17 protein-coding genes and 1 pseudogene are annotated in these 19,567 nt (G+C 69.4%); 9 read left to right on the forward strand and 9 right to left on the reverse strand.

Annotation, left to right across the window (positions count from 1 at the left end; genetic code table 11):
- Positions 1-36 precede the first annotated feature (36 nt).
- Positions 37-2,827 (forward strand): annotated as a pseudogene (locus ACFLIM_RS26695) (NACHT domain-containing protein).
- On the opposite strand, the gene ACFLIM_RS26700 reads toward ACFLIM_RS26695, so the two are convergent.
- Positions 2,717-4,009, reverse strand: coding sequence for a sensor histidine kinase (locus ACFLIM_RS26700; RefSeq protein WP_393169949.1), 1,293 nt, complete (start codon positions 4,007-4,009; stop codon positions 2,717-2,719). The pseudogene ACFLIM_RS26695 and the gene ACFLIM_RS26700 sit on opposite strands and share 111 nt — an antisense overlap.
- A gap of 82 nt (positions 4,010-4,091) precedes the next feature.
- Entirely contained in the window at positions 4,092-4,565 is a 474-nt protein-coding gene (locus ACFLIM_RS26705) for a nucleoside deaminase (protein WP_393169951.1), read from the reverse strand.
- 140 nt (positions 4,566-4,705) lie between these two features.
- On the opposite strand from ACFLIM_RS26705, the gene ACFLIM_RS26710 reads away from it, so the two are divergent.
- Together ACFLIM_RS26710 and ACFLIM_RS26715 are read left to right on the forward strand one after the other, a co-directional pair.
- Complete coding sequence (locus ACFLIM_RS26710) at positions 4,706-6,487, forward strand: ABC transporter ATP-binding protein (RefSeq protein WP_393169953.1); 1,782 nt, start codon at positions 4,706-4,708, stop codon at positions 6,485-6,487.
- Complete coding sequence (locus ACFLIM_RS26715) at positions 6,484-8,313, forward strand: ABC transporter ATP-binding protein (RefSeq protein ID WP_393169955.1); 1,830 nt, start codon at positions 6,484-6,486, stop codon at positions 8,311-8,313. Before ACFLIM_RS26710 ends, ACFLIM_RS26715 begins: the two co-directional genes overlap by 4 nt.
- Here the strand turns inward: ACFLIM_RS26715 and ACFLIM_RS26720 are convergent.
- From ACFLIM_RS26720 to ACFLIM_RS26740, 5 genes are all read right to left on the reverse strand, one after another.
- Positions 8,310-8,744 (reverse strand): hypothetical protein, encoded by a 435-nt coding sequence (locus ACFLIM_RS26720; protein WP_393169957.1) that lies wholly within the window; start codon positions 8,742-8,744, stop codon positions 8,310-8,312. The two genes, ACFLIM_RS26715 and ACFLIM_RS26720, sit on opposite strands and share 4 nt — an antisense overlap.
- 123 nt (positions 8,745-8,867) lie before the next feature.
- Positions 8,868-9,179 (reverse strand): hypothetical protein, encoded by a 312-nt coding sequence (locus tag ACFLIM_RS26725; protein WP_393169959.1) that lies wholly within the window; start codon positions 9,177-9,179, stop codon positions 8,868-8,870.
- Positions 9,180-9,229: 50 nt separating this feature from the next.
- The gene (locus ACFLIM_RS26730) at positions 9,230-9,565 is read right to left on the reverse strand and encodes a DUF202 domain-containing protein (RefSeq protein WP_393169961.1); all 336 of its coding nucleotides are present in this window, start codon (positions 9,563-9,565) and stop codon (positions 9,230-9,232) included.
- A gap of 1 nt (position 9,566) precedes the next feature.
- Positions 9,567-9,893: a YidH family protein gene (locus ACFLIM_RS26735; RefSeq protein WP_393169963.1), complete on the reverse strand. Its 327-nt coding sequence runs from the start codon at positions 9,891-9,893 to the stop codon at positions 9,567-9,569.
- Positions 9,894-9,942: 49 nt separating this feature from the next.
- Positions 9,943-10,329 carry a hypothetical protein gene (locus ACFLIM_RS26740; RefSeq protein WP_393169965.1) on the reverse strand — a complete coding sequence of 129 codons (387 nt, stop codon included), beginning with the start codon at positions 10,327-10,329 and terminating at the stop codon, positions 9,943-9,945.
- 35 nt (positions 10,330-10,364) lie between these two features.
- Here ACFLIM_RS26740 and ACFLIM_RS26745 point away from each other — a divergent pair, with 35 nt between their 5' ends.
- The 5 genes from ACFLIM_RS26745 (at position 10,365) to ACFLIM_RS26765 (ending at position 14,292) form a co-directional block, all read left to right on the forward strand.
- The gene (locus tag ACFLIM_RS26745) at positions 10,365-10,730 is read left to right on the forward strand and encodes a hypothetical protein (protein ID WP_393169967.1); all 366 of its coding nucleotides are present in this window, start codon (positions 10,365-10,367) and stop codon (positions 10,728-10,730) included.
- Between the two features lie 97 nt (positions 10,731-10,827).
- The gene (gene bla / locus ACFLIM_RS26750; protein WP_393169969.1) at positions 10,828-11,754 is read left to right on the forward strand and encodes a class A beta-lactamase; all 927 of its coding nucleotides are present in this window, start codon (positions 10,828-10,830) and stop codon (positions 11,752-11,754) included.
- A 257-nt stretch (positions 11,755-12,011) separates the two neighbouring features.
- Complete coding sequence (locus ACFLIM_RS26755; protein WP_393169971.1) at positions 12,012-12,302, forward strand: hypothetical protein; 291 nt, start codon at positions 12,012-12,014, stop codon at positions 12,300-12,302.
- Positions 12,303-12,721: 419 nt separating this feature from the next.
- Positions 12,722-13,591, forward strand: coding sequence for a hypothetical protein (locus ACFLIM_RS26760; RefSeq protein ID WP_393169973.1), 870 nt, complete (start codon positions 12,722-12,724; stop codon positions 13,589-13,591).
- A 443-nt stretch (positions 13,592-14,034) separates the two neighbouring features.
- Positions 14,035-14,292, forward strand: coding sequence for a UBP-type zinc finger domain-containing protein (locus ACFLIM_RS26765; protein ID WP_393169975.1), 258 nt, complete (start codon positions 14,035-14,037; stop codon positions 14,290-14,292).
- Here the strand turns inward: ACFLIM_RS26765 and ACFLIM_RS26770 are convergent, their stop codons facing one another.
- Complete coding sequence (locus tag ACFLIM_RS26770) at positions 14,293-15,900, reverse strand: cation:proton antiporter (RefSeq protein ID WP_393169977.1); 1,608 nt, start codon at positions 15,898-15,900, stop codon at positions 14,293-14,295.
- Between the two features lie 70 nt (positions 15,901-15,970).
- Positions 15,971-17,107, reverse strand: coding sequence for a hypothetical protein (locus ACFLIM_RS26775; protein ID WP_393169978.1), 1,137 nt, complete (start codon positions 17,105-17,107; stop codon positions 15,971-15,973).
- Between the two features lie 299 nt (positions 17,108-17,406).
- Here ACFLIM_RS26775 and ACFLIM_RS26780 point away from each other — a divergent pair, with 299 nt between their 5' ends.
- Complete coding sequence (locus ACFLIM_RS26780; RefSeq protein WP_393169980.1) at positions 17,407-19,401, forward strand: ATP-dependent DNA helicase; 1,995 nt, start codon at positions 17,407-17,409, stop codon at positions 19,399-19,401.
- The last annotated feature ends 166 nt before the right edge of the window (positions 19,402-19,567 follow it).

Below are 19,567 nucleotides of genomic sequence, written 5' to 3' on the forward strand. Positions count from 1 at the left end.
TCCCGCCACCCCCAGGAGCCTCCCGTGTGCCCGGTGATGAGCTATCGCGACGCAGTCGCCCTATTGGACGGCACGAGCACGCTCACCGAAGTGCTCGACAAGGGATCATCCCTGCTGTTGTTCGGGCTGGGCGGGCTCGACCTGTTCGACGTCCGCGGCCAGGCGGTGCAGCTCGGCGACGGGCTGATCCGCCGCCTGCGCGACAGGGTCAAGGGCCTGAGCAGGTACGACAGGACGCGACGGCTGGTGGCGGCGCACGCGGTCATCGTGTTCACCGCCTACCTCGAAGCCCTTGACGAGGTGGGCGTTGTCCGAGCTGACCCGCGAGGACCAGGAACGGCTGACCGGGCTGGACAGCGGCAACCTCGTGGAGGGGGTGATCGCCATGCCCATGCCGATGCCCACCCCCCAGCATCCGCACGAGGACGTGCTCCGGGACCTGATCGAGCACTACACGGTGATCACCAAGGCCCTGATGAGCTTCCTGTCCGGCCTGGCCTGCTGGGACACCTGGGACGAGACCACCCGGGCGCGGCTGGCCCGTGAGATACCCGAACGGGCGCTGCGCCGCTACGAGGAGTTGTTCCGGCAGCTCGTCGCCGACTTCCCCGAGGTCGCGAGCTGGTCCGCCCTCGTCGAACACCAGGCCACCCGAACCGAGGTCAGGAGCCTGTCACGAGGCCTGGCGGGGATCCAGGAACGGCTGTCCGCCATCGCCTCCGCTCGCGAGCCGTCCGACCGTCTGGGAGCACTCGTCCAGGCGAACCGCGCCGCCCTCGGCCGGCCGATCGCGACCTCCTCCGACACGCCGCCGGGACCGACCATCCCCCTCCTGGACCAGGGTTATGTCAACCCGAGCTTCCGCCTGCTCCCGCCCGGGCACGGTCGCCACATCGCCTCGGAGGAGTCGTGGGCGCGGCTCCCCCGCCGCGACGATCTCGACGCGTTCCTGTCCGGCCACCTCACCCTGCCGCAGGCGGTGGACGCGCCCCTCGTCGTGCTCGGCCAGCCGGGCGCGGGCAAGTCCGTGCTGACGCGGATGCTGGCGGCGCGGCTGCCCGCCGCCGAGTTCCTCCCGCTCAGGGTGGAGCTGCGTGGCGTCCCCGCGGAGAGCGACGTGCTGGCGCAGATCCAGCACGGCATCAAGGACGCGCTGGACGAGCCGATGTCCTGGCCCGACCTGGTGGGCGCGGCGGGCGGGGCGCTGCCCGTGGTCATGCTCGACGGATTCGACGAGCTGCTCCAGGCGACCGGGGTGAACCAGGCCGACTACCTCGAAAGAGTCGCCCAGTTCCAGCGCCGCCAGGCCGAACGGGGCCGGGCGCTGGCGGTCATCGTCACCTCCCGCACGGCGGTGGCGGACCGGGCCCGGGTTCCCAGCGCCTCGATCGTGTTGCGGCTGGAGCCGTTCGACGAGGACCAGGTACGCCAGTGGGTCACCATCTGGAACCACGCCAACCACGGATATTTCCAGCGACATTCCCTGGAGCCGCTCCTCGTGGACAACGTGCTGGCCGTGCCGAACCTCGCCGAGCAACCCCTGCTGCTGTTCATGCTGGCCCTGTACGACGCGGACGCGAACGCGCTGCGGCTCGTACGGGACGAACTCCACGAGGCCGAGCTGTACGAACGCCTGCTGCGCGGCTTCGCCACCCGCGAAGTGCTCAAGTCCGGCGACGGCCGCCCGGACGCCGACCTGTCACGGGCCGTGGAAGGCGAATTGTTGCGGCTCTCGGTCGCCGCGTTCGCCATGTTCAACCGCGGCCTGCAATGGGTCCGGGAAAACGACCTGGAGGCCGACCTGCGAGCACTCCTCCCGGACGCGCACGAAACGCAGCAGCCGAACAATTTCCGCCGTGCCCTGACCCCGGCGGAAGGCGTCATCGGCAGCTTCTTCTTCGTGCACACGACCCAGGCGCTGCGGGAGGAGGAGCGGCTCAAGACCTATGAGTTCCTGCACGCCACGTTCGGCGAATACCTGGTCGCCCGGCTGGTGCTGCGCGAGCTCGCCGACATGGCCGAGGAACTGGCCCTCGCCGATTCGCGCAACCGCCCGACGAGACCCGGCGACGCATTCCTGTACGCGCTCCTGTCCTTCGCCGCCCTCACCGTCCGCGCCCCGATCGTGGAATTCCTCGAATACGGCATCAGCCACAGCATTCCGGCGAACCGGCGCGCGTTGCTGCGGCGTCACCTGTGCGAACTGTTCGCCGTTTCCCTGCTGTCCAGGCGGGAGTCGGTGTATGACGCCTACCGGCCGGTGACTGCGGAGGCGCCGGCCCGCTGCGCCGCCTACAGCGCCAACCTGCTGCTGTTGTCGGTGCTCTCGGCGGGAGAGCCGATCCCGGGCACGGAACTCTTCCGCACCGATCGGCCGGAGCCGGCGAACGAGCGGTGGCGCAGGATTTCACGTCTGTGGCATTCCCAGCTCACCAGGAGTGAATGGGGAGCGCTCACCCACACGCTCCGGGTGCGTCATTTCGTGCGCGAGGGGACCAGGATGATGGTGATCTGGCTCGACCGCGGTGAGCACTTCGACATCAGGGATCTGGTGTTCCACAGCTGGCCGGACAGATTCGCGAAACACCCTCCCGTCGAGCTGAGGATTCGCGCCGATGACGACCTCTCGACGTGGGTGCGGGAGATCTCTTTCCGCGATGACACGTCACTGGGACAGCTCTTCCTCCATTACCTGTCCACCGTCGACGACGAAGTCTCAGACGAAGGCCCGCGGAAGTCGGAGGATCAGCCGGGCCCCGGGCCCCTCGCCGATCTCGAGCGTCCCCCCGTGGGCCTTGGCGATGTCGCGGGCGATCGGGAGCCCTAGCCCGCTTCCCCCGGTGTCTCTGGGCCGGGCGCCGTCGAGTCGCGTGAACCGCTCGAACACCCGCTCCCGCATCTCCTCGGGAATCCCCGGCCCGTCATCCAGCACCTCGAGCACGGCGTCGTCCCCGCAATTCCGCACGGAAACGCAGACACAGGAATCGCCGTACCGGTCCGCGTTCGACAACAGATTTCCCAGGCACCGAGCGAGCCGCAGCCCATTCCCCTGTACGAAGACACCGGGCTGGACATCGGCGACCACCGGCAGCCGGGTGGGCCGCCGGGAAAGCTCGTCCTGCACGAGCCGCCCCAGCTCGACGCGTTCCAGCCCCGCCTGCGTGCCCGCGTCCAGCCGGGCCATCAGGAGCAGGTCCTGCACGATGTCGGACAGCCGCTGCACGTCCTTGAGCGCCGCTCGCCAGTCGGCCTCGTCCAGGTTCTCGAGTCCCGCCTCGAGCCGTATCATCATGGCCGCGATCGGCGTCCGCAGCTCGTGGGAGGCGTCCGACACGAACCGCCGGTGCCGATCCACCGCGTCCTCCAGCCGCGCCAGGGTGTCGTTGACGGTGGTGGCCAGCTCGGCGACCTCGTCGTGCGTGTCAGGCACCTCGATGCGCCGGCTCAGGTCCACGGCGCTGATCCGTTCGAGGCCCGACCGGATGCGTTCCACGGGGGCCAGCACCCGGCCGACGCCGTACCAGGCGCCCCACCCCATCAGCGCCAGCAACAGCGCCGACCCACCGAACAGGACCAGGGGCAGGAACGGCGAGCTCAGCAGGAACGGCTCCCGCACGGCCGCGTAGGCGACGCAGGGCACCCCGTACGCGGTGGCGCGGTTGCTGGTCCCCACCACGATCATGCACCCGTCGCGCCGGCACACCCGGACATGGACGCGCGGGTCGCCGCCGGTGGGCCAGGCCCGGGTGAGCGGCGGCCGCCCGGCGAGGCCCCCGTTCGAGGCCACCACCCGGCCCTGGGCGTCCACGATCTGCTGGAGCGCGACGTCGCCCTGCGTCGGGATCGGTCTGGTGAACCGGTGCCGGTCGATCATCATGGCGAGGTGCCGGCTGGCCTTGTCCGCCTTGGCGGTCAGCTCGGCCCGCACCCATACCGGGTACATCAGCGAGATCGCCACCACTCCGGCGAGAACGATGACCCCGAACACCACCACAGTCACGATCGTCATCCGAGCCCTGATGGAGCGGCCGAACACCATGATCCGACTGTGCCACGAACAGTACAAACCTCAGGTCAAGCCGCATACGACCTCAGGTGTGGAAGCGGCGGTGCAACTCGTGCACCTCCTCGGCCAGCTCGGGCACCGGCCCCTCCACCGCCACGCCGGGCGCGACGTCGTTGACCGGCAACGTGCGTACGGGCGGCGCGGGCACGCCGAGCTCGGACAGCCAGGAGGCGAGCTGCTCCGACGAGGCCACGTAGACGATCCGCCCCAGTCCCACCCAGGCGTGGGCGGCGGCGCACATCGGGCAGTGCTCGCCCGAGGTGTAGACCGTGGCGGCGGCGCGTTCCGCGGGCGTCAGGTGGGCCGCCGACCACCGGGCGAGCGCGAACTCCGGGTGCTGGGTGCCGTCTCCCGACGCCACCCGGTTGTGGTCCTCGGCCAGGACGGCGCCGTCGCCCGAAACCAGCACCGAGCCGAACGGCTCGTCGCCGGCCTCCAGCGCCCGCCTGGCCAGTTCGACGCAACGACGCAGGTGCGGCAGCTCTGACGGGTCGATCATGAGTCCTCCATCCTCGACATCACGACGAACGTGACACCCAGCCGAAATCCATGATCTTTCACGTTTCCGCACGTCACGTACAGAAGCCACACCCGGGGGCCACAGAAAATCGCTTGATCCGGCGTATTAGCCTAGAAGGGATGCCTCCCGATACGCACACACCTCGCCGTCCCCTGCTCTCCTCCAACTCCCTGTGGCGGATGAAGTCCTACCTCCGCCCCTATGTCGTCAGACTGACCTTCATCTGGCTGGCAGCGATGATCGGCATAGGCGCCGGCATCTCGCTGCCTCTCATCAGTGAGCAGGTCGTCGACGGCCCCGTCCTCCATGGCGACCAGGGCGCACTGCTCCCGCTCGGGCTGCTCGCCCTCGGCGTGGGCGCCGTCGAAGCCTTCCTGATCTTCCTCAGGCGGTGGGCGCAGATCAAGCCGGTGCTCGGGCTCGAGACCGCCATCCGCGACGACCTCTACCAGCACCTGCAACGCCTGCCCATGGGCTTCCACGGTGACTGGCAGTCCGGCCAGTTACTGTCGCGGGCCACGACCGACCTGTCGACGATCCGCCGGTTCCTCGGATTCGGCATGCTCTTCCTGGTCATGAACGTGCTCCAGCTGATCACGGTGACCGTCCTGCTGCTGAACAAGTACTGGCCGCTCGGGCTGCTCGTCGCGGCCTCGTCGGTGCCGATCGTGCTGGTGTCGCTCCGGTTCGAGAAGCGCTACATCAGGATCTCCCGCCAGGTCCAGGACGAGCAGGGCGACCTCGCCACGCTCGTCGAGGAATCGGCCATCGGGATCCGCACGATCAAGGCGTTCGGCCGCCGCCACCACGTCTACGACACCTACGACGACGCCGCGCTCAAGGTGTACGGCACGTCGATGGACAAGGTGCGGCTGTCGGCCAAGTTCTTCGCCTTCCTCGAGGTGATCCCCCAGATCACGCTCGCCCTGGTGCTGCTGCTCGGCGCGCTGGCCGTCGGCTCGGGGTCGCTGACGCTGGGCGGGCTGGTGGCGTTCACGACGCTGATGTTGCAGCTCGTCTGGCCCATCGCCAGCCTCGGCTACATCCTGGCCATGGCCCAGGAGGCCATGACCTCCGCCGACCGGGTCATGGAGGTCATGGACACCGTCCCGGCCATCGAGAACGGCACCCAGACCATCGACCGGCCGCGCGGCCACCTGCGCTTCGAGGGCGTCGGGTTCCACTTCCCCGACTCCGACCAGCCGGTGCTGCGCGACGTCTGGCTGGAGGTGCGCCCCGGCGAGACGGTCGCCATCGTGGGCGCGACCGGGTCGGGCAAGACCACGCTGACCGCGCTGGTGCCCCGGCTGATCGACCCGACCGAGGGCCGCGTCACGATCGACGGCCAGGATGTGCGCGACCTGACGCTGCCCGCCCTGCGCTCGGTGGTGGCCACGGCGTTCGAGGAGCCGACGCTGTTCTCGATGAGCGTGCGCGAAAACCTCACCCTCGGCCGGCTCGACGCCACCGAGGAGGAGCTGGCCGCGGCGATCCAGACCGCCCAGGCCATGTTCGTGTACGACCTGCCGTGGGGCCTCGACACCCGCATCGGCGAGCAGGGCCTGTCGTTGTCCGGCGGGCAACGACAGCGGCTCGCCCTGGCCAGGGCCGTGCTGAGCAAGCCCAGGATCCTGGTGCTCGACGACACGCTGTCCGCGCTCGACGTCGAGACCGAGGCGCTGGTGGAGGAGGCGCTGCGGCACGTGCTGCGCGACGCCACCGGCATCGTGGTGGCGCACCGGGCCTCCACCGTGCTGCTGGCCAACAAGGTGGCGCTGCTGCGCGACGGCACCATCACGCACGTCGGCCGCCACACCCAGTTGCTGGCCGACGTGCCCGAATACCGGGAGCTGCTGGCCCAGGACGCGGACTTCGACCCGACGGAAGGGGCCCTGCGATGACGGCCGCCACCACGACCTGGCGCGGCGTCGCCTCCGAGGACCAGGACGAGCTGCCGGAAAAGGTCTCCGTCCTGCTGCGGGAGCGCTCCCGCAGGCTGCTGGGCGACCTACTCACGCCGTACCGGAAGTCGATCGCGCTGTTAACCGCGATCATCGTCGTGTCGAACGCGGCGGGACTCGCGATCCCCTACCTGGTCAAGGTGGGCATCGACGCGGGCATCCCGCCGATGTTGCGCGGCAGCGGCCCGGCCACGCTGCTGACCGTGGTCGGCGTGATCCTGGCCGCGGCGGTCACGCAGGCGCTGACCCGGCAGGCGTTCCTGCGGCTGTCGGGCAAGATCGGCCAGAGCATCCTGCTGGAGCTGCGCAGGAGGGTGTTCGACCACTTCCAGCGGCTGTCGCTGAGCTTCCACGAGAAATACACCTCCGGCCGGGTCATCTCCCGGCTCACCTCCGACATCGAGGCCATCGCCGAGCTGCTCCAGTCGGGTTTCGACGGGCTGGTGACGGCGGTGCTGACGATGTTCGGCACGGCGGCGCTGCTGCTGGTGCTGGACGTCCATCTCGGCCTGGTGGCGTTGATCCCGCTGCCGTTGCTGCTGCTGTTCACCCGGTGGTTCCGGCGGCAGTCGGCGATCGTCTACCGGCGCACGCGGGAGACCGTGGCGCTGGTGATCGTGCACTTCGTGGAGTCGATGACCGGCATCCGCGCGGTGCAGGCGTTCCGCAGGGAGCCGCGCAACCAGGAGATCTTCCAGCAGCTCAACGACGACTACCGCGGCGCGAACGCCAGCAGCATGCAGCTCATCGCGCTCTTCATGCCCGGGATCAAGCTGATCGGCAACATGACGGTCGGCGGCGTGCTGCTCTACGGCGGCTGGCTGGCCTTCAACCAGGAGGTCACGATCGGCGTGCTGGCCGCGTTCCTGCTGTACCTGCGCCAGTTCTACGAGCCGATGCAGGAGATCAGCCAGTTCTACAACACGCTGCAGTCGGCGGGTGCGGCCCTGGAGAAGCTGTCGGGCGTGCTGGAGGAGGAGCCGGCCGTGCCGGAGCCGCGCAAGCCGGCGGCACTGCCGCAGGGCAGGGCGCGCGGCAAGGTGCGCTTCGAGGGCGTCAGGTTCGCCTACGTCGAGGAGATGCCGATCCTGCCCCGCCTCGACCTGACCATCCCGGGCGGGCAGAGCGTGGCGCTGGTGGGCGCGACGGGCGCGGGCAAGACGACGCTGGCCAAGCTGATCTCCCGCTTCTACGACCCCACCGACGGCCGGGTGCTGCTCGACGGCGTCGACCTGCGCACGCTGGACGAGCCGACGCTGCGCCAGGCCGTGGTCATGGTGACGCAGGAGAACTTCCTGTTCACCGGCACGGTCGCGGACAACATCAGGTTCGGCCGCCCGGACGCCACCGACCGGCAGGTGCGCGAGGCGGCCAAGGCGATCGGCGCGCACGAGTTCATCGCGGGCCTGCCGGACGGCTACGACACCGAGGTCGGCAAGCGCGGCGGCCGCATGTCAGCGGGTCAGCGGCAACTCGTGGCGTTCGCCAGGGCGTTCCTCGCCGATCCCGCGGTGCTGATCCTCGACGAGGCCACCTCCAGCCTCGACGTGCCGAGCGAGCGGCTGGTGCAGCGGGCGCTGCGGACGATCCTCGCCGACCGGACCGCGCTGATCATCGCGCACCGGCTGTCGACAGTGGAGATCGCCGACCGGGTGCTGGTGATGGACCGCGGCGAGATCGTCGAGGACGGACCGCCGGATCGGCTCATCGCCGCCTCGGGCCGGTTCGCCGGGCTGCACCAGGCGTGGCTGGACAGCCTGAGCTAGCGATGGGGGTGCGCCACGGCCACGACGTTCGCGTACAGCTCGTACCCGACGAAGACGGCCAGCGGCACCCCGAGCGCGATCAGTAGCCGGCCGGGCAGGGCCGTCCGCTCCGCGGGTGCCCTGCTCGGCGCCCTGCTCGGCTCTGGCACCGGCACGAACAACGGCTGCGGCGCCGCCTCGGGCTCGGGCACGAGCTCGGGGTGGCGCGCTAAGTAGCCAGTGGGAAACGACGTCACGTGGTACGCGCCGCAGCCGGGGCAGCTGGTGCCCGACCTGGGCGGCGGCACTGGCACTCCCGAGCTGAGCCAGATCTCGACCTCGTTGCCGTAGTTGTCGGTGAGGTGTCTGACGACGAATTCCTCCTCCCAGACGTACAGGCAACGCAGACATTCGAAGGGCCACGTCTCACGGGTGTCGAACCCATCGGGCACCAGGACCACCCCCGGCTGCGGATCGCGGTTCGCCCCGAGTGTCCGCCCGGCTCAAACCACCCGCAAGACGGGCTTTGTGACACTGGCCGCTATGAAATGCTCACCAAGTGTCAGGTTAGTTGGTCAGTAAATCGGCCTCTGCACCGGGCTGAGCAGCGGCGTCGCGTCGGGCGCGACGGGCCCAGGCGGTGGGATCAGCTCCGGATGGCGTGACAGGTAGCCCTCCGGGAACGTGGTGGCCTGCTGGCCTCCGCACCGCGGGCAGATGGCGCCAGGAGCGGGCGGCGGCACCGGCTGGCCGGCTCGCAGCCAGATCAGGCTCTCGTTGCCATGACGGTCATGGACGTGCCTGACCAGGTATTCCTCTTCCCAGACATGCCAGCAACGGCGGCATTCGAAGGGCACGTTCCTGAGCTCTTCCTCCAATGAGGTCACCCCCCTCACATTCGAGTCTCCGCCCCCTTCTCGGGATCTCGCAACCTGACTCACCGAATCGTGAACACAAAGGTGAAAGCACCCGCGACCACGCTGAGCGTGCCGAGCCAGCCGAAAACCGCGTCCAGCCCCTCGTCCAAGGGCTTGCCGCCGTGCAGCGCCTCCTGGACGCGGCGGAACCGCACTCCGGTCCTGATCAGCAACACGCCGCCGCAGAGCGCGGCCAGCGCGAACACCACGGCCGCGAACACCGGCAGGCCGTGCCTGAGGGACAACCCGGCCGCGCCGAGCCCGCCGGTGGACAGCGCCACGGCGGTACGCACCCAGGCGAGCCGGGTGCGCTCGCTCTGCAGCCCCCGGTCCCAGATCTCCTGTTCCGGCGCCATCTCAGGCCGACAGGATGACGAGGACGAGGGCGATGATCGCCACGGCCGCCACACCGTACCCGAAGACGGCCGCGAGCGCGGGCGGCGGCAGCGGGGCCTGCTCGCGCAGGGCCCGCTGGATGTTGCGCCAGCGCGGGTAGGCCATGCCCGCCGCCAGCGCGGACAGCGTGACGAGGATGACGGCCAGTCCGGTACGGATCCACGGCACGAACACGTCGGACGGCACCGCCGCCATGGCCACCCCACCCGCGCTGAGCGCCAGCGCCGTGCTCAGCCAGGTGAGGAAGGTGCGTTCGTTGGCCAAGGTGAAACGCGGGTCGGGTTCCATGGGATTTACGCTAATTCGTCCCCATTTCCCCTAGAGAAGGCGGGATTCCTTAGCTACAAGCCTTGGCCACCTGCTCCACGTAGGCGGCACTCTCGGTGGTGACCTTCTGCGCCGCGTCGACGGCGTCGCCGACATCGTTGACGGTGATGCCGGTCAGGGTCGCGGCCAGGTCGTCGGAAGCCTCTTTGAGCGTGGTGTTGGCGGCCTTGTCGGCCACGTTGTTGAGCTTGCTGGCGGCATCGTCCAGGGCCTTGTCCATGGCCTGGGGGTCGTCGGTGAGCTTGGTGATCTGCGTGCCCAGGTCGGTGACGATCTTCGGCGCCTCGATGCACGCCTGGGCCTTGTCGATGGTGTTGTTGACCTCGCCGCATCCGGCGGCGAAGACAGCCAAGGCGAAGACGGCCAGGGGCACGAACCGGCTTTTGAGGTGACGCATGCTTTGACCCTACCCAAGCGTTCGGGCCACGCGACGTGACCGAGGGTTGGGTGCTGCTGGGGTGGGGGACGGTCGTGTTCGGGGTGCTGGATCTGGCGTTGTTCGCCTATCCGCTCGCCGTGCCCGCATTGTGGCCCGCTCTGGTCCTGATCGTGCTGGCCGGAGTGCCCGCGGCCGGCGCGATGGCCGGGTTCACCACGCTGGCGCAGACCGTCACCGGCGACGACCGCCGGGGAAGCGTCATCGGCCTCCTGGCCAGCGCCCAGGCCGCCACCGCACTGCTCGGCATGGCGCTGGCCGGCGTGCTCGGCGGGATCGCCGGCATCGTCCCGACGTTGTGCCTGCACGCCGGCGGGCTCGTCGCCGCCGGCCTCCTCGTTCTGACCTGGCGTCATTCGTGAACCGATATCGATTTCTTCGCGATATCGCTATTAGACATCAGGTGATCGCATCTGCTTTGCTCCTTGCGCTCTTGACGGACGACAAAAGGGACATGGCATGCGACACCGCCGTTTCACGGCAGCGACCGCTCTGACGATCTCCTTCCTCGCGGGCGGCGCCCTCACGACGGGCACGGCCTCGGCCGCACCGGCGACCGCGGTGCAGGCGGTCCCGTCCGGGGAGGCCACTGCCAGGAAGGAGTTGCGCGCGCTGGAGGCGTCCTTCAAGGGCCGCATCGGCGCGTACGCGATCGACACCGCCACCGGGAAGACGATCGGGTACCGGTCGGGCGAGCGCTTCCCGCTGCTCTCCACGTTCAAAGCGATGGCCTGCGCGGCCGTGCTGCACAAGGCCCGCACCGCCGAGCCTGGCCTGATGACCAAGGTCGTGCACTGGACCGCCGACGAGGTGAAGCCGAACTCCCCGACCACCGAGAAGCACGTGCAGGACGGCCTGACCGTCGCCCAGCTGTGCGAGGCGGCCATCACCCTGAGCGACAACACCGCCGGCAACATGATCCTCAAGCAGATCGGCGGGCCCGCCGGGCTCACCCGGTACTTCCGCACGCTGAAGGACCCGATCTCCCGCCTGGACCGCTGGGAGACGGAGCTGAACGACTGGACCCCCAAGGACAAGCGCGACACCACCACCCCCGCGGTCATCGCCCGCGACCTGCGCGCGGTCACGGCCGGCAAGGCGCTGCACGCCAAGGACCGGGAGCAGCTCAACGCCTGGCTGATCGCGACCAAGACCGGCGACGCCCGCATCCGCGCCGGCCTGCCCAAGACCTGGACCATCGGCGACAAGACCGGCACCAATTCGGCGTTCGGCGGCGGGAACGACATCGCCGTCGTCTGGCCCGCGAAGGCCGCCGCCCCCATCATCATGTCGATCTACACCAACCGGGCCGCGGGCGCCGCCAACGACGACAAGGCCGTCGCGCGCACCGCCACCATCCTCGCCCGCGCCCTCGGCAAGCTCTGACGAAGATCGCACGGCCCGCCGCCACGGGGGCGGCGGGCGCGACGGTCGGTAGGGTGCCGGTCCGGCCGTCAAAATTAGTCGCCGCGATATTGGCGGAAGATTCCGGATTTAAGCTCCCACCTGCCGTCTGACCAGGTGGAATATCCTTTCGATTCTGTTCGTGATCGGCGATCAGAGGGGTATCCTCTTGGCAAAGAAGCGGGACCGGAGATCACAGACATCCCCGGTCCCTTACTCACAAGGTAAGGGAGATCAACTTGAGCTTCAAGGACATCGCCTGCACGCTCGGCACCGAGTTGGATAACGAGTGCATCCGGATCCGGGCAGACCAGACGGAGCTGGGGCAGCAACTCACCGAGCGGATCAACGGCGTGGCCAACGACGTCAAGGCCCTCGACGCGAAGGTGACCACGCGGTTCGCGGAGATGGACGCCAGATTCGAGCAGATGGACAACAAGTTCACCAACAAGTTCAACGAACTGCAGGAGAACCAGTCGACGATGATGCACATCCTCATCGACATCCAGCGCAAGCTCGACGTCAACTAGCTTTTCTCCCATTTCGAAGGGCGGACCCAAATAAGTAACGGGTCCGCCCTTCTCATGACATCAGCGGGATGATCTCCGACCCCTGATAACCATCAATCGGATTTTTGCCTTTTATCAGCACACCGCCGATCAGCCGCAGACCACGGACGTGTGGCCGTACAAGGCCTGCGGCGCAGCCGAGGCCACGAGCGACGGCGGTCGCGAGTCAACCCGCAGTCAAGAAGCTGTGGAGGGGGACCTCGCGTAGAGACCGGGCCAAGCATGGAGAACCTCCAGCCTGGAGCCCCTACTGTGTCCGGAATGCGAGGTTTCTGACACGGATTTGTCGCGATCTCGGTGACACCTGGTCAACTCTCCCTCATCCTCTGTTATGGTCGCCTCTCATTCGGAATTGGGACAACCTTTACCTAAGGAGGATCATGAGGAGCACTCCGAGGATCGCCGCGGTCACCACGGCTCTGGCGGTCGCCACTGCTCCCCTGCTGGCCCTCGCATCTCCAGCGATGGCCGAACAGTCCACCACCCCCGCCAAGACCGTCCAGAACCCGCTGCTGGACTGGCTCTCCTTCCAGGGGCTCGGCGAGGTCGCGCAGCTGCAGCGCGTCAAGCAGCTACTGAACACGGGCTACGTTCCCCAGGCGCTGAGCGTGACCAACGCGGCCAACCCGCAGTACGCGTCCGTCTGGATCAAGGACGCCACCCGCAAGGTGAACGTCCTGCAGGACCTGTCGGTCACGGACCTGCCGAAGCGCATCACCGAACAGCAGAAGCTGGGCTTCGTGCCCACCATGATCACCGGTACCGGCTCGGGCCCGGGCGCGGTCTTCGCGGCGGTCTTCGAGAAGGCCACCAGCAAGGTCCAGTCCAAGCTCGGCCTGACCAAGCAGGCCTTCGCGTCCGTCAACGCCCAGCTCAGTGCCGCCGGCTTCGGCATCACCTCGCTGGACGTGTACGGCACGGCCGAGAAGCCGCTCTACGCGGCTGTCTGGGCCGCCGGGGCCGCCACGGGAACCGTACAGGTGACCATGGGGCAGACCGTCGAGCAGCGCGGCAAGGAGCTCCTGGCGCGGACCAAGCAGGGCCTGCGTCCCGTTCTCATGGCAGTCGAGCCCGGCAAGCTCCTCACCACCGTGTGGGCCAAGGGCGACTCGACCGGCCTGAAGGAGTACCTGAACCTCAACCGCGTGACCTACACCCTCAAGGCCACCGAGTTGAAGGCGCTGGGATACCGGCCCACGATCCTGGACTCCGATGGCGGCCTCTTCGCGGCGATCTGGAGCAAGGGCTAAGAGCTTGTGGCCCGTCGGGTAGTCGATCTCGGGTCGAGAATTCCGTCGGACCGGCTGCTTCCGTGTGTGTGGGAGGCGGTCGCGGCTCGTCGACCGGAGACTTTCATCAGCCCGTTGCCGGCGGAGGAGAACCGCACCGGGTAGCAAAGGACCCGGTGCAGCCGCGGCGGGACGACCATGGTGCTGAGTCCGGCCACTGGCGAAGTGTGCCGGACCTCACCTCGTTCGTGATCCGAGCGGGGTTCGACGCGCTGGACCCCGATGGCGCGAAGGCCGTTAACCGGCGATCAGCGAGATCGGGCGCGCCCACATCTACCTGATCGCCGGTACGGTGCCGTTCGAGGCATCACCCGGCACCCCGTAAGACATGTCCGTGCTTGCCCGGCAGGCGGCAAGAGGCCCGGCCGGAATCCGAACGTCACTCTGGACCTAGGATTCCTGTTATGGCAATTTGCGACCATCTTTCCCAGGCCGGCGACCCCGCCGCGAGCACGCCCGAGGGCTGCGAGGAGTGCCTGGCCGCCGGAGGGCGCTGGGTGCATCTGCGGCGCTGTCTGCAGTGCGGCCACATCGGGTGCTGCGACTCCTCGCCGTCCAAGCACGCCACCGCGCACTTCCACGCCACGAGCCATCCCGTGATCCAGTCGTTCGAGCGGGGCGAGGACTGGCGGTGGTGCTTCGTGGACAACCAGATGGGCTGATCAGCGCTCCAGGATGGCCTCTTCGAAGTCGAGCTGGGCCATCACCTCGCGCAGCACCTCGTCCTCGAGGCGGCGTTCGTCGCGCAGCCGTACGAAGACCTGGCGTTCGGCCTGGAGCATGTCGCGGCGCAGCCGCCGGTAGAGCGAGCTGGGGGTCTCCACGCCGCCCGGTCCCGTGCCGCCGCCCAGGCGCTCCCACGCGGTCAGCGAGCGCCGCCACGACTTCTCCCTGAGCTGGTCGATGACCTGCTTCTGGATCTCGTCGGGCTCGCCGTACTCGCTGACCAGCCGGTCCAGCTCCGCCAGGCCCGCCTCCAGCGCCGCCTGCTGGGCCGCCGCCTCGGCCAGGCGGTCCTCGTACTGCTCCTGCTCGCTCGACACGCGCAGCCGCCTGATCAGCGCGGGGAACGTGGTGCCCTGGATGAGCAGCGTGCCGATCACGGTCGTGAACGTCAGGAACAACAACATCGCGCGGTCCCGCGCGGGAATGTCCGGCGGGATGGCGAACGCCGCCGCCAGCGACACCACGCCGCGCATGCCCGCCCAGCTGAGAATCACCGTCTGCTGCCGGGTGGGCTGCAGTCCCCTGCCCAGCAAGCGGATCAGGTACGTGACGGTGAACAGCCACCCGAACCTGGCGACGATCGTCACCGCGAGCACCGCGGCGGCGTACCATGCGACCTCCCACGGGCCGTAGCCGGCGATGCCCTCGATCACGGTCACGAGCTGCAACCCGATCAGCGCGAACACGATCGCCTCGAGGAAGAAGTCGGTGACCTTCCACACCGCGTCGGACACCAGCCGGGTGCCGAACCCGCGCAGGTGCATGCGGTTGCCCAGGTAGAGGCCGACGATCACCACCGCGATCACACCCGAGGCGTGCACGGACTCACCCGCGATCATGGCGGGGGCGGGCACGGACTCCGCCGCGAGGTAGGCGGCGAACGGGATGAGCAACATCACCGTGTTCTCGACCAGCGAGTCGCGGGTGCGCTCGAACACCCAGGCGAACACCATCGCCAGCGCCAGCCCGATCGCCACGCCGCCCGCCACGGCGAAGAGGAACTGTCCGAGGCCCTGCCACAGATCGACGGCGCCGCCCACGGCCGCCCCGATGGCCACCCGGTAGAGCGTCAGCGCCGTGGCGTCGTTGAACAGGCTCTCGCCGATCAGGATCGTCAGCGACGTGCGCGGCAGGCCCAGCCGCCGGCCGACCGCGACGGCGGCCACCGCGTCGGGTGGCGCGATGATGGCGCCGAGCGCGAACGCCAGCGGGAGCGCCAGTTCGGGCAGCAGCAGGTGGACGACCAGCCCGACCACGGCCGTGGTGAACAGCACCAGCCCCACCGACAGCAGCCCCACGGCCCTCTTCACGTCACGCAGGCGCAGGTAGGAGCTGTCGAGCGCGGCCGAGTAGAGCAGCGGCGGCAGGAACACGAACAACACCAGCTCCGGCTGCAGCGGCACCGCGGGCACCAGCGGCGAGACCAGCAGTCCCGCGGCCACCAGCAGCAGCGGGGCCGGCCAGCCCTTGCGCCGCGCGACGGCCGCGACCGCGATCGCCCCACCGGCCATCAGCAGCAGTTGCAGGCCCATGGTCGGATTCACCGGCGCTCCTTAGCTCAGCCCGATCGCCTCAGCCTCGCCGTGAGCGTACATGCCGTGCGGGAGTGGGTCCTCACCACTCCCTGCGGTCGCTGCGCTCGTGGTAGTCCGGCTGCTCGGGGCGCAGGCGCTCGCCGGTGGAGAACATGGGGTCGCCGACGTAGGGGCGCGACATGTTCGCCTCGGGCTGCTGCTGGTACTGCTCCTGCCTGCCCATGGACAGCAGCGGGTCCACGGGGTTGGGCTGTGGGGCCTGGTAGTTCGCGTAGTCGTCCCTGGCGGGGGGCTCCGGTTGCCGCCGCTGGGGCATCGTGCGGGGCCTGCCCGCCCCCGGGATGCCATGCATGGGGGTGCCGAGGCCGGCCGCGCTCTGGCTGGGCTGAGGTTGTGGCTGGGGCTGTGGCTGGGGTTGCTGGTACCTGCCGTACGGGTCGGACTGGTACTGCTGGTTGTTCGGCGGGTACGGATCCGCGGCCTGCGACGGGAAGCCGAGCGGGTCGGTGCTCAGCGGCGACTGGCGGCGCTGGTCGCCGGGCAACTGGTAGACGGGCTCGTTGTCGACGTACTGGCTGTCGATGTACTGGGGGCCGGTGAAGGGCTCGGGCTGTTGCTGGGCGTGGTGGGGGCCGCTGAGCGGGTCCGAGGTGTACTGGGGGCCGCTGAAGGGGTCGCCGGTGTAGCGCTGCTGGGGGCCGGTCGTGTCGATGTATTGGGGGCCGGTGAAGGGGGTCCGCTCGCCGTAGGCCGGGGTGGTCTCTCTGGGCGCGGTGGTCTCGCCGTACTCCCTCGGGGCCGTGGTCTCGCCGTACGAGGCCACCAGCTTGTCCTGGTGCGCCGGCGGGGCGCCCCTGGCCACGAGCACGTCGTTGGGCGACAGGGCGGCCGTGGGCCGCTCGTCCGGCTGCGACGGTTGCGGGGTGTGCTGGCCGGGCCGGTGGTACTGGCCGGTGCCGGGGATGACCTCGGTGCCCGGGTCGGGGGCGGGCACGGCGGGCTGCTCGCCCGTGGCCTCGGCGTAGCCGTCATCGAGGGTGTCGAGCAGCCGCCCGACGTCCTCCATCGGCATGCGGAAGCTCGCGGTGCACATCTCGCCCCGCCACAGGCTGAGGACCAGCGTGCCCTCGTGCCATGTGACGCGGAGGCACCGCTCCTGACCTCGTGCATCGAAGAAGACTTCGCCGAACGACGGCAACGGGACAACTTCCGACATGGCAGACATACTGCTTTAACCAGCCTTTATTCGTCCACTCAACCCCGGAAAACCCTACAGAACCGGTCTTTCCACCTACACCGTGAACCCCTCTGGTTACGCCCGGTAGAAATCTTGACCAGTTGGAGTCCCGATCGCTCAGTGTGCCACGGCGGCCGCCGCGAGGGCCCTGGAACGCCGGGATGCGTCTGGCCGATCACACGGCGTTCAGGCGCCGCCCCCGCCGGGCGCGAGACGGCGCACGGATCGATTCGGGGTCATTCGGACCGGTGGCCGCGCGCGGGCGCGGCGGCCGGGGAATGCGGGTAGCGTTTACTGCCGTGCCGGACTCCCATCTCCCGTCAGTCGACGAACTGCTCACCATCGCGGTCACAGCTCTCGGAGGGAGCGAACGGCAGGGCCAGGTCACCATGGTCCACGCCGTTCAGCAGGCCATCGACGACGAGGAGCACCTGGCGGTCCAGGCGGGCACGGGCACCGGGAAGTCGCTGGCGTACCTCGTGCCCTCGATCCGGCACGCGATGGACAGCGAGGCGCCCGTCGTGATCTCCACGGCCACCATCGCGCTGCAGCGCCAGCTCGTCGACCGCGACCTGCCGAGGTTGTCGGAGGCGCTGGGCAAGGAGCTGCCGCACGAGCCGACGTTCGCGATACTCAAGGGCCGCCGCAACTACCTGTGCCGTTACAAGGCGACGGCCGGCTGGCCCGAGGATGACGAGCAGGACCAGCTGTTCGACCCGCGCGAGGTGAGCGCGACCGGGCGCATGGTGCAGCGCATCCAGGAGTGGGCCGAGGAGACCGAGACCGGCGACCGCGACGAGCTGGTGCCGGGGGTGAGCGAGCAGGCATGGCGGCAGTTCTCGGTGAGCGCCCAGGAGTGCCTGGGGGCGACGCGCTGCCCGAGCGGGGCCGAGTGCTTCGCGGAGCTGGCCAGGGCGCGGGCGGGCGAGGTGGACGTGGTGGTGACCAACCACGCGCTGCTGGCCATCGACGCCATGGGCGACCTGCCGGTGCTGCCCGAGCACGAGGTCGTGGTCGTGGACGAGGCCCACGAGCTGGTCGACCGGGTGACGTCGGTGGTGACCGCCGAGTTGTCGGAGCAGTCGGTGACGCTGGCCGTGCGCAGGGTCGGCAGGCTGATCGATCAGCCGATCGCCGACCAGCTCCTGGAGGCCGGAGAGGACCTCAAGGCACTGCTGGCCGCCGCACCTCCCGGGCGCATCGACGAGCTGCCGCAGGTGCTCGGGCTGACGCTGGCGCTGGTGCGCGACACCGCCTGGCGGTGCATCACGGCGATGGGCTCGCGTAACGCCGACAAGGACGATCCGGACAAGGCGGGGCAGCGCAAGGCGGCGTTCACGGCGCTGGACGAGGTGCACGACACGGCGGTGCGCATGCTGGAGGCCTACGGCCACGCCTCGGAGGCCGACCGGGCGGAGGTGGTCTGGCTCGACGCGGCCACCGACCGGCGCCCGCCGATGTTGCGGGTGGCGCCGCTGAGCGTGAGCGGCATGCTGCGCGACAAGCTGTTCGGGGAGCGCACGGTGGTGCTCACGTCCGCCACGCTCGCGCTGGGGGGCACGTTCGACGGGCTCGCGGGGCAGTGGGGGCTCAGTGACAGCAAGGGCTGGCAGGGCATCGACGTGGGCTCGCCGTTCGACCACCCCAAGGCCGGCATCCTGTACGTCGCCAAGCACCTGCCTCAGCCGGGCCGCGACGGGCTGCCGCAACAATATCTGGACGAGATCACCGAGCTGATCGAGGCGGCCGGGGGGCGCACGCTGGGGCTGTTCTCGTCGATGCGCGCGGCCAAGGCGGCCACGGAGGCGCTGCGCGAGCGGCTGGACGTGCCACTGCTGTGCCAGGGGGACGACTCGACGATGTTGCTGGTCAAGCAGTTCGCGGAGGACGAGCCGACGTGCCTGTTCGGCACGCTGTCGCTGTGGCAGGGCGTGGACGTGCCCGGGCCCTCACTGCGGCTGGTCATCATCGACCGGGTCCCGTTTCCGCGCCCGGACGACCCGCTCACCTCGGCCAGGCAGCGCCATGTGGTGGCCAAGGGCGGCAACGGGTTCATGGCGGTGGCGGCCAACCACGCCGCCCTCCTGCTGGCCCAGGGAGCGGGCCGGTTGCTGCGGGCCCAGGACGACAAGGGCGTGATCGCGGTCCTGGATCCCCGGCTGGCGACGGCCCGTTACGGCAGCTTCCTCCTGGGCTCCCTGCCCCCGTTCTGGCGCACGACGGACCCGGCCATCCCCCGGGCAGCGCTGAAGCGCCTGTCGGCGGAGAGCTGACGCCGGGCCGCGCTCATGCCCACCGGGCGAGCGGTCCAGTTTTGGCCACGGAGCCGGTAAAGCAAGCGCCGTTGCGGCGGCCGGCCACGTGCGGGTCAGCGGGCGTCACCCTGGAGGCCGCCCGCCATGTGCGGCGGGTGGCGTGCCGTTGGCTCCGCCGTACAAA

Origin of the sequence: Nonomuraea marmarensis (genome assembly GCF_043197025.1) — a bacterium.
GTDB lineage: Bacteria > Actinomycetota > Actinomycetes > Streptosporangiales > Streptosporangiaceae > Nonomuraea > Nonomuraea marmarensis.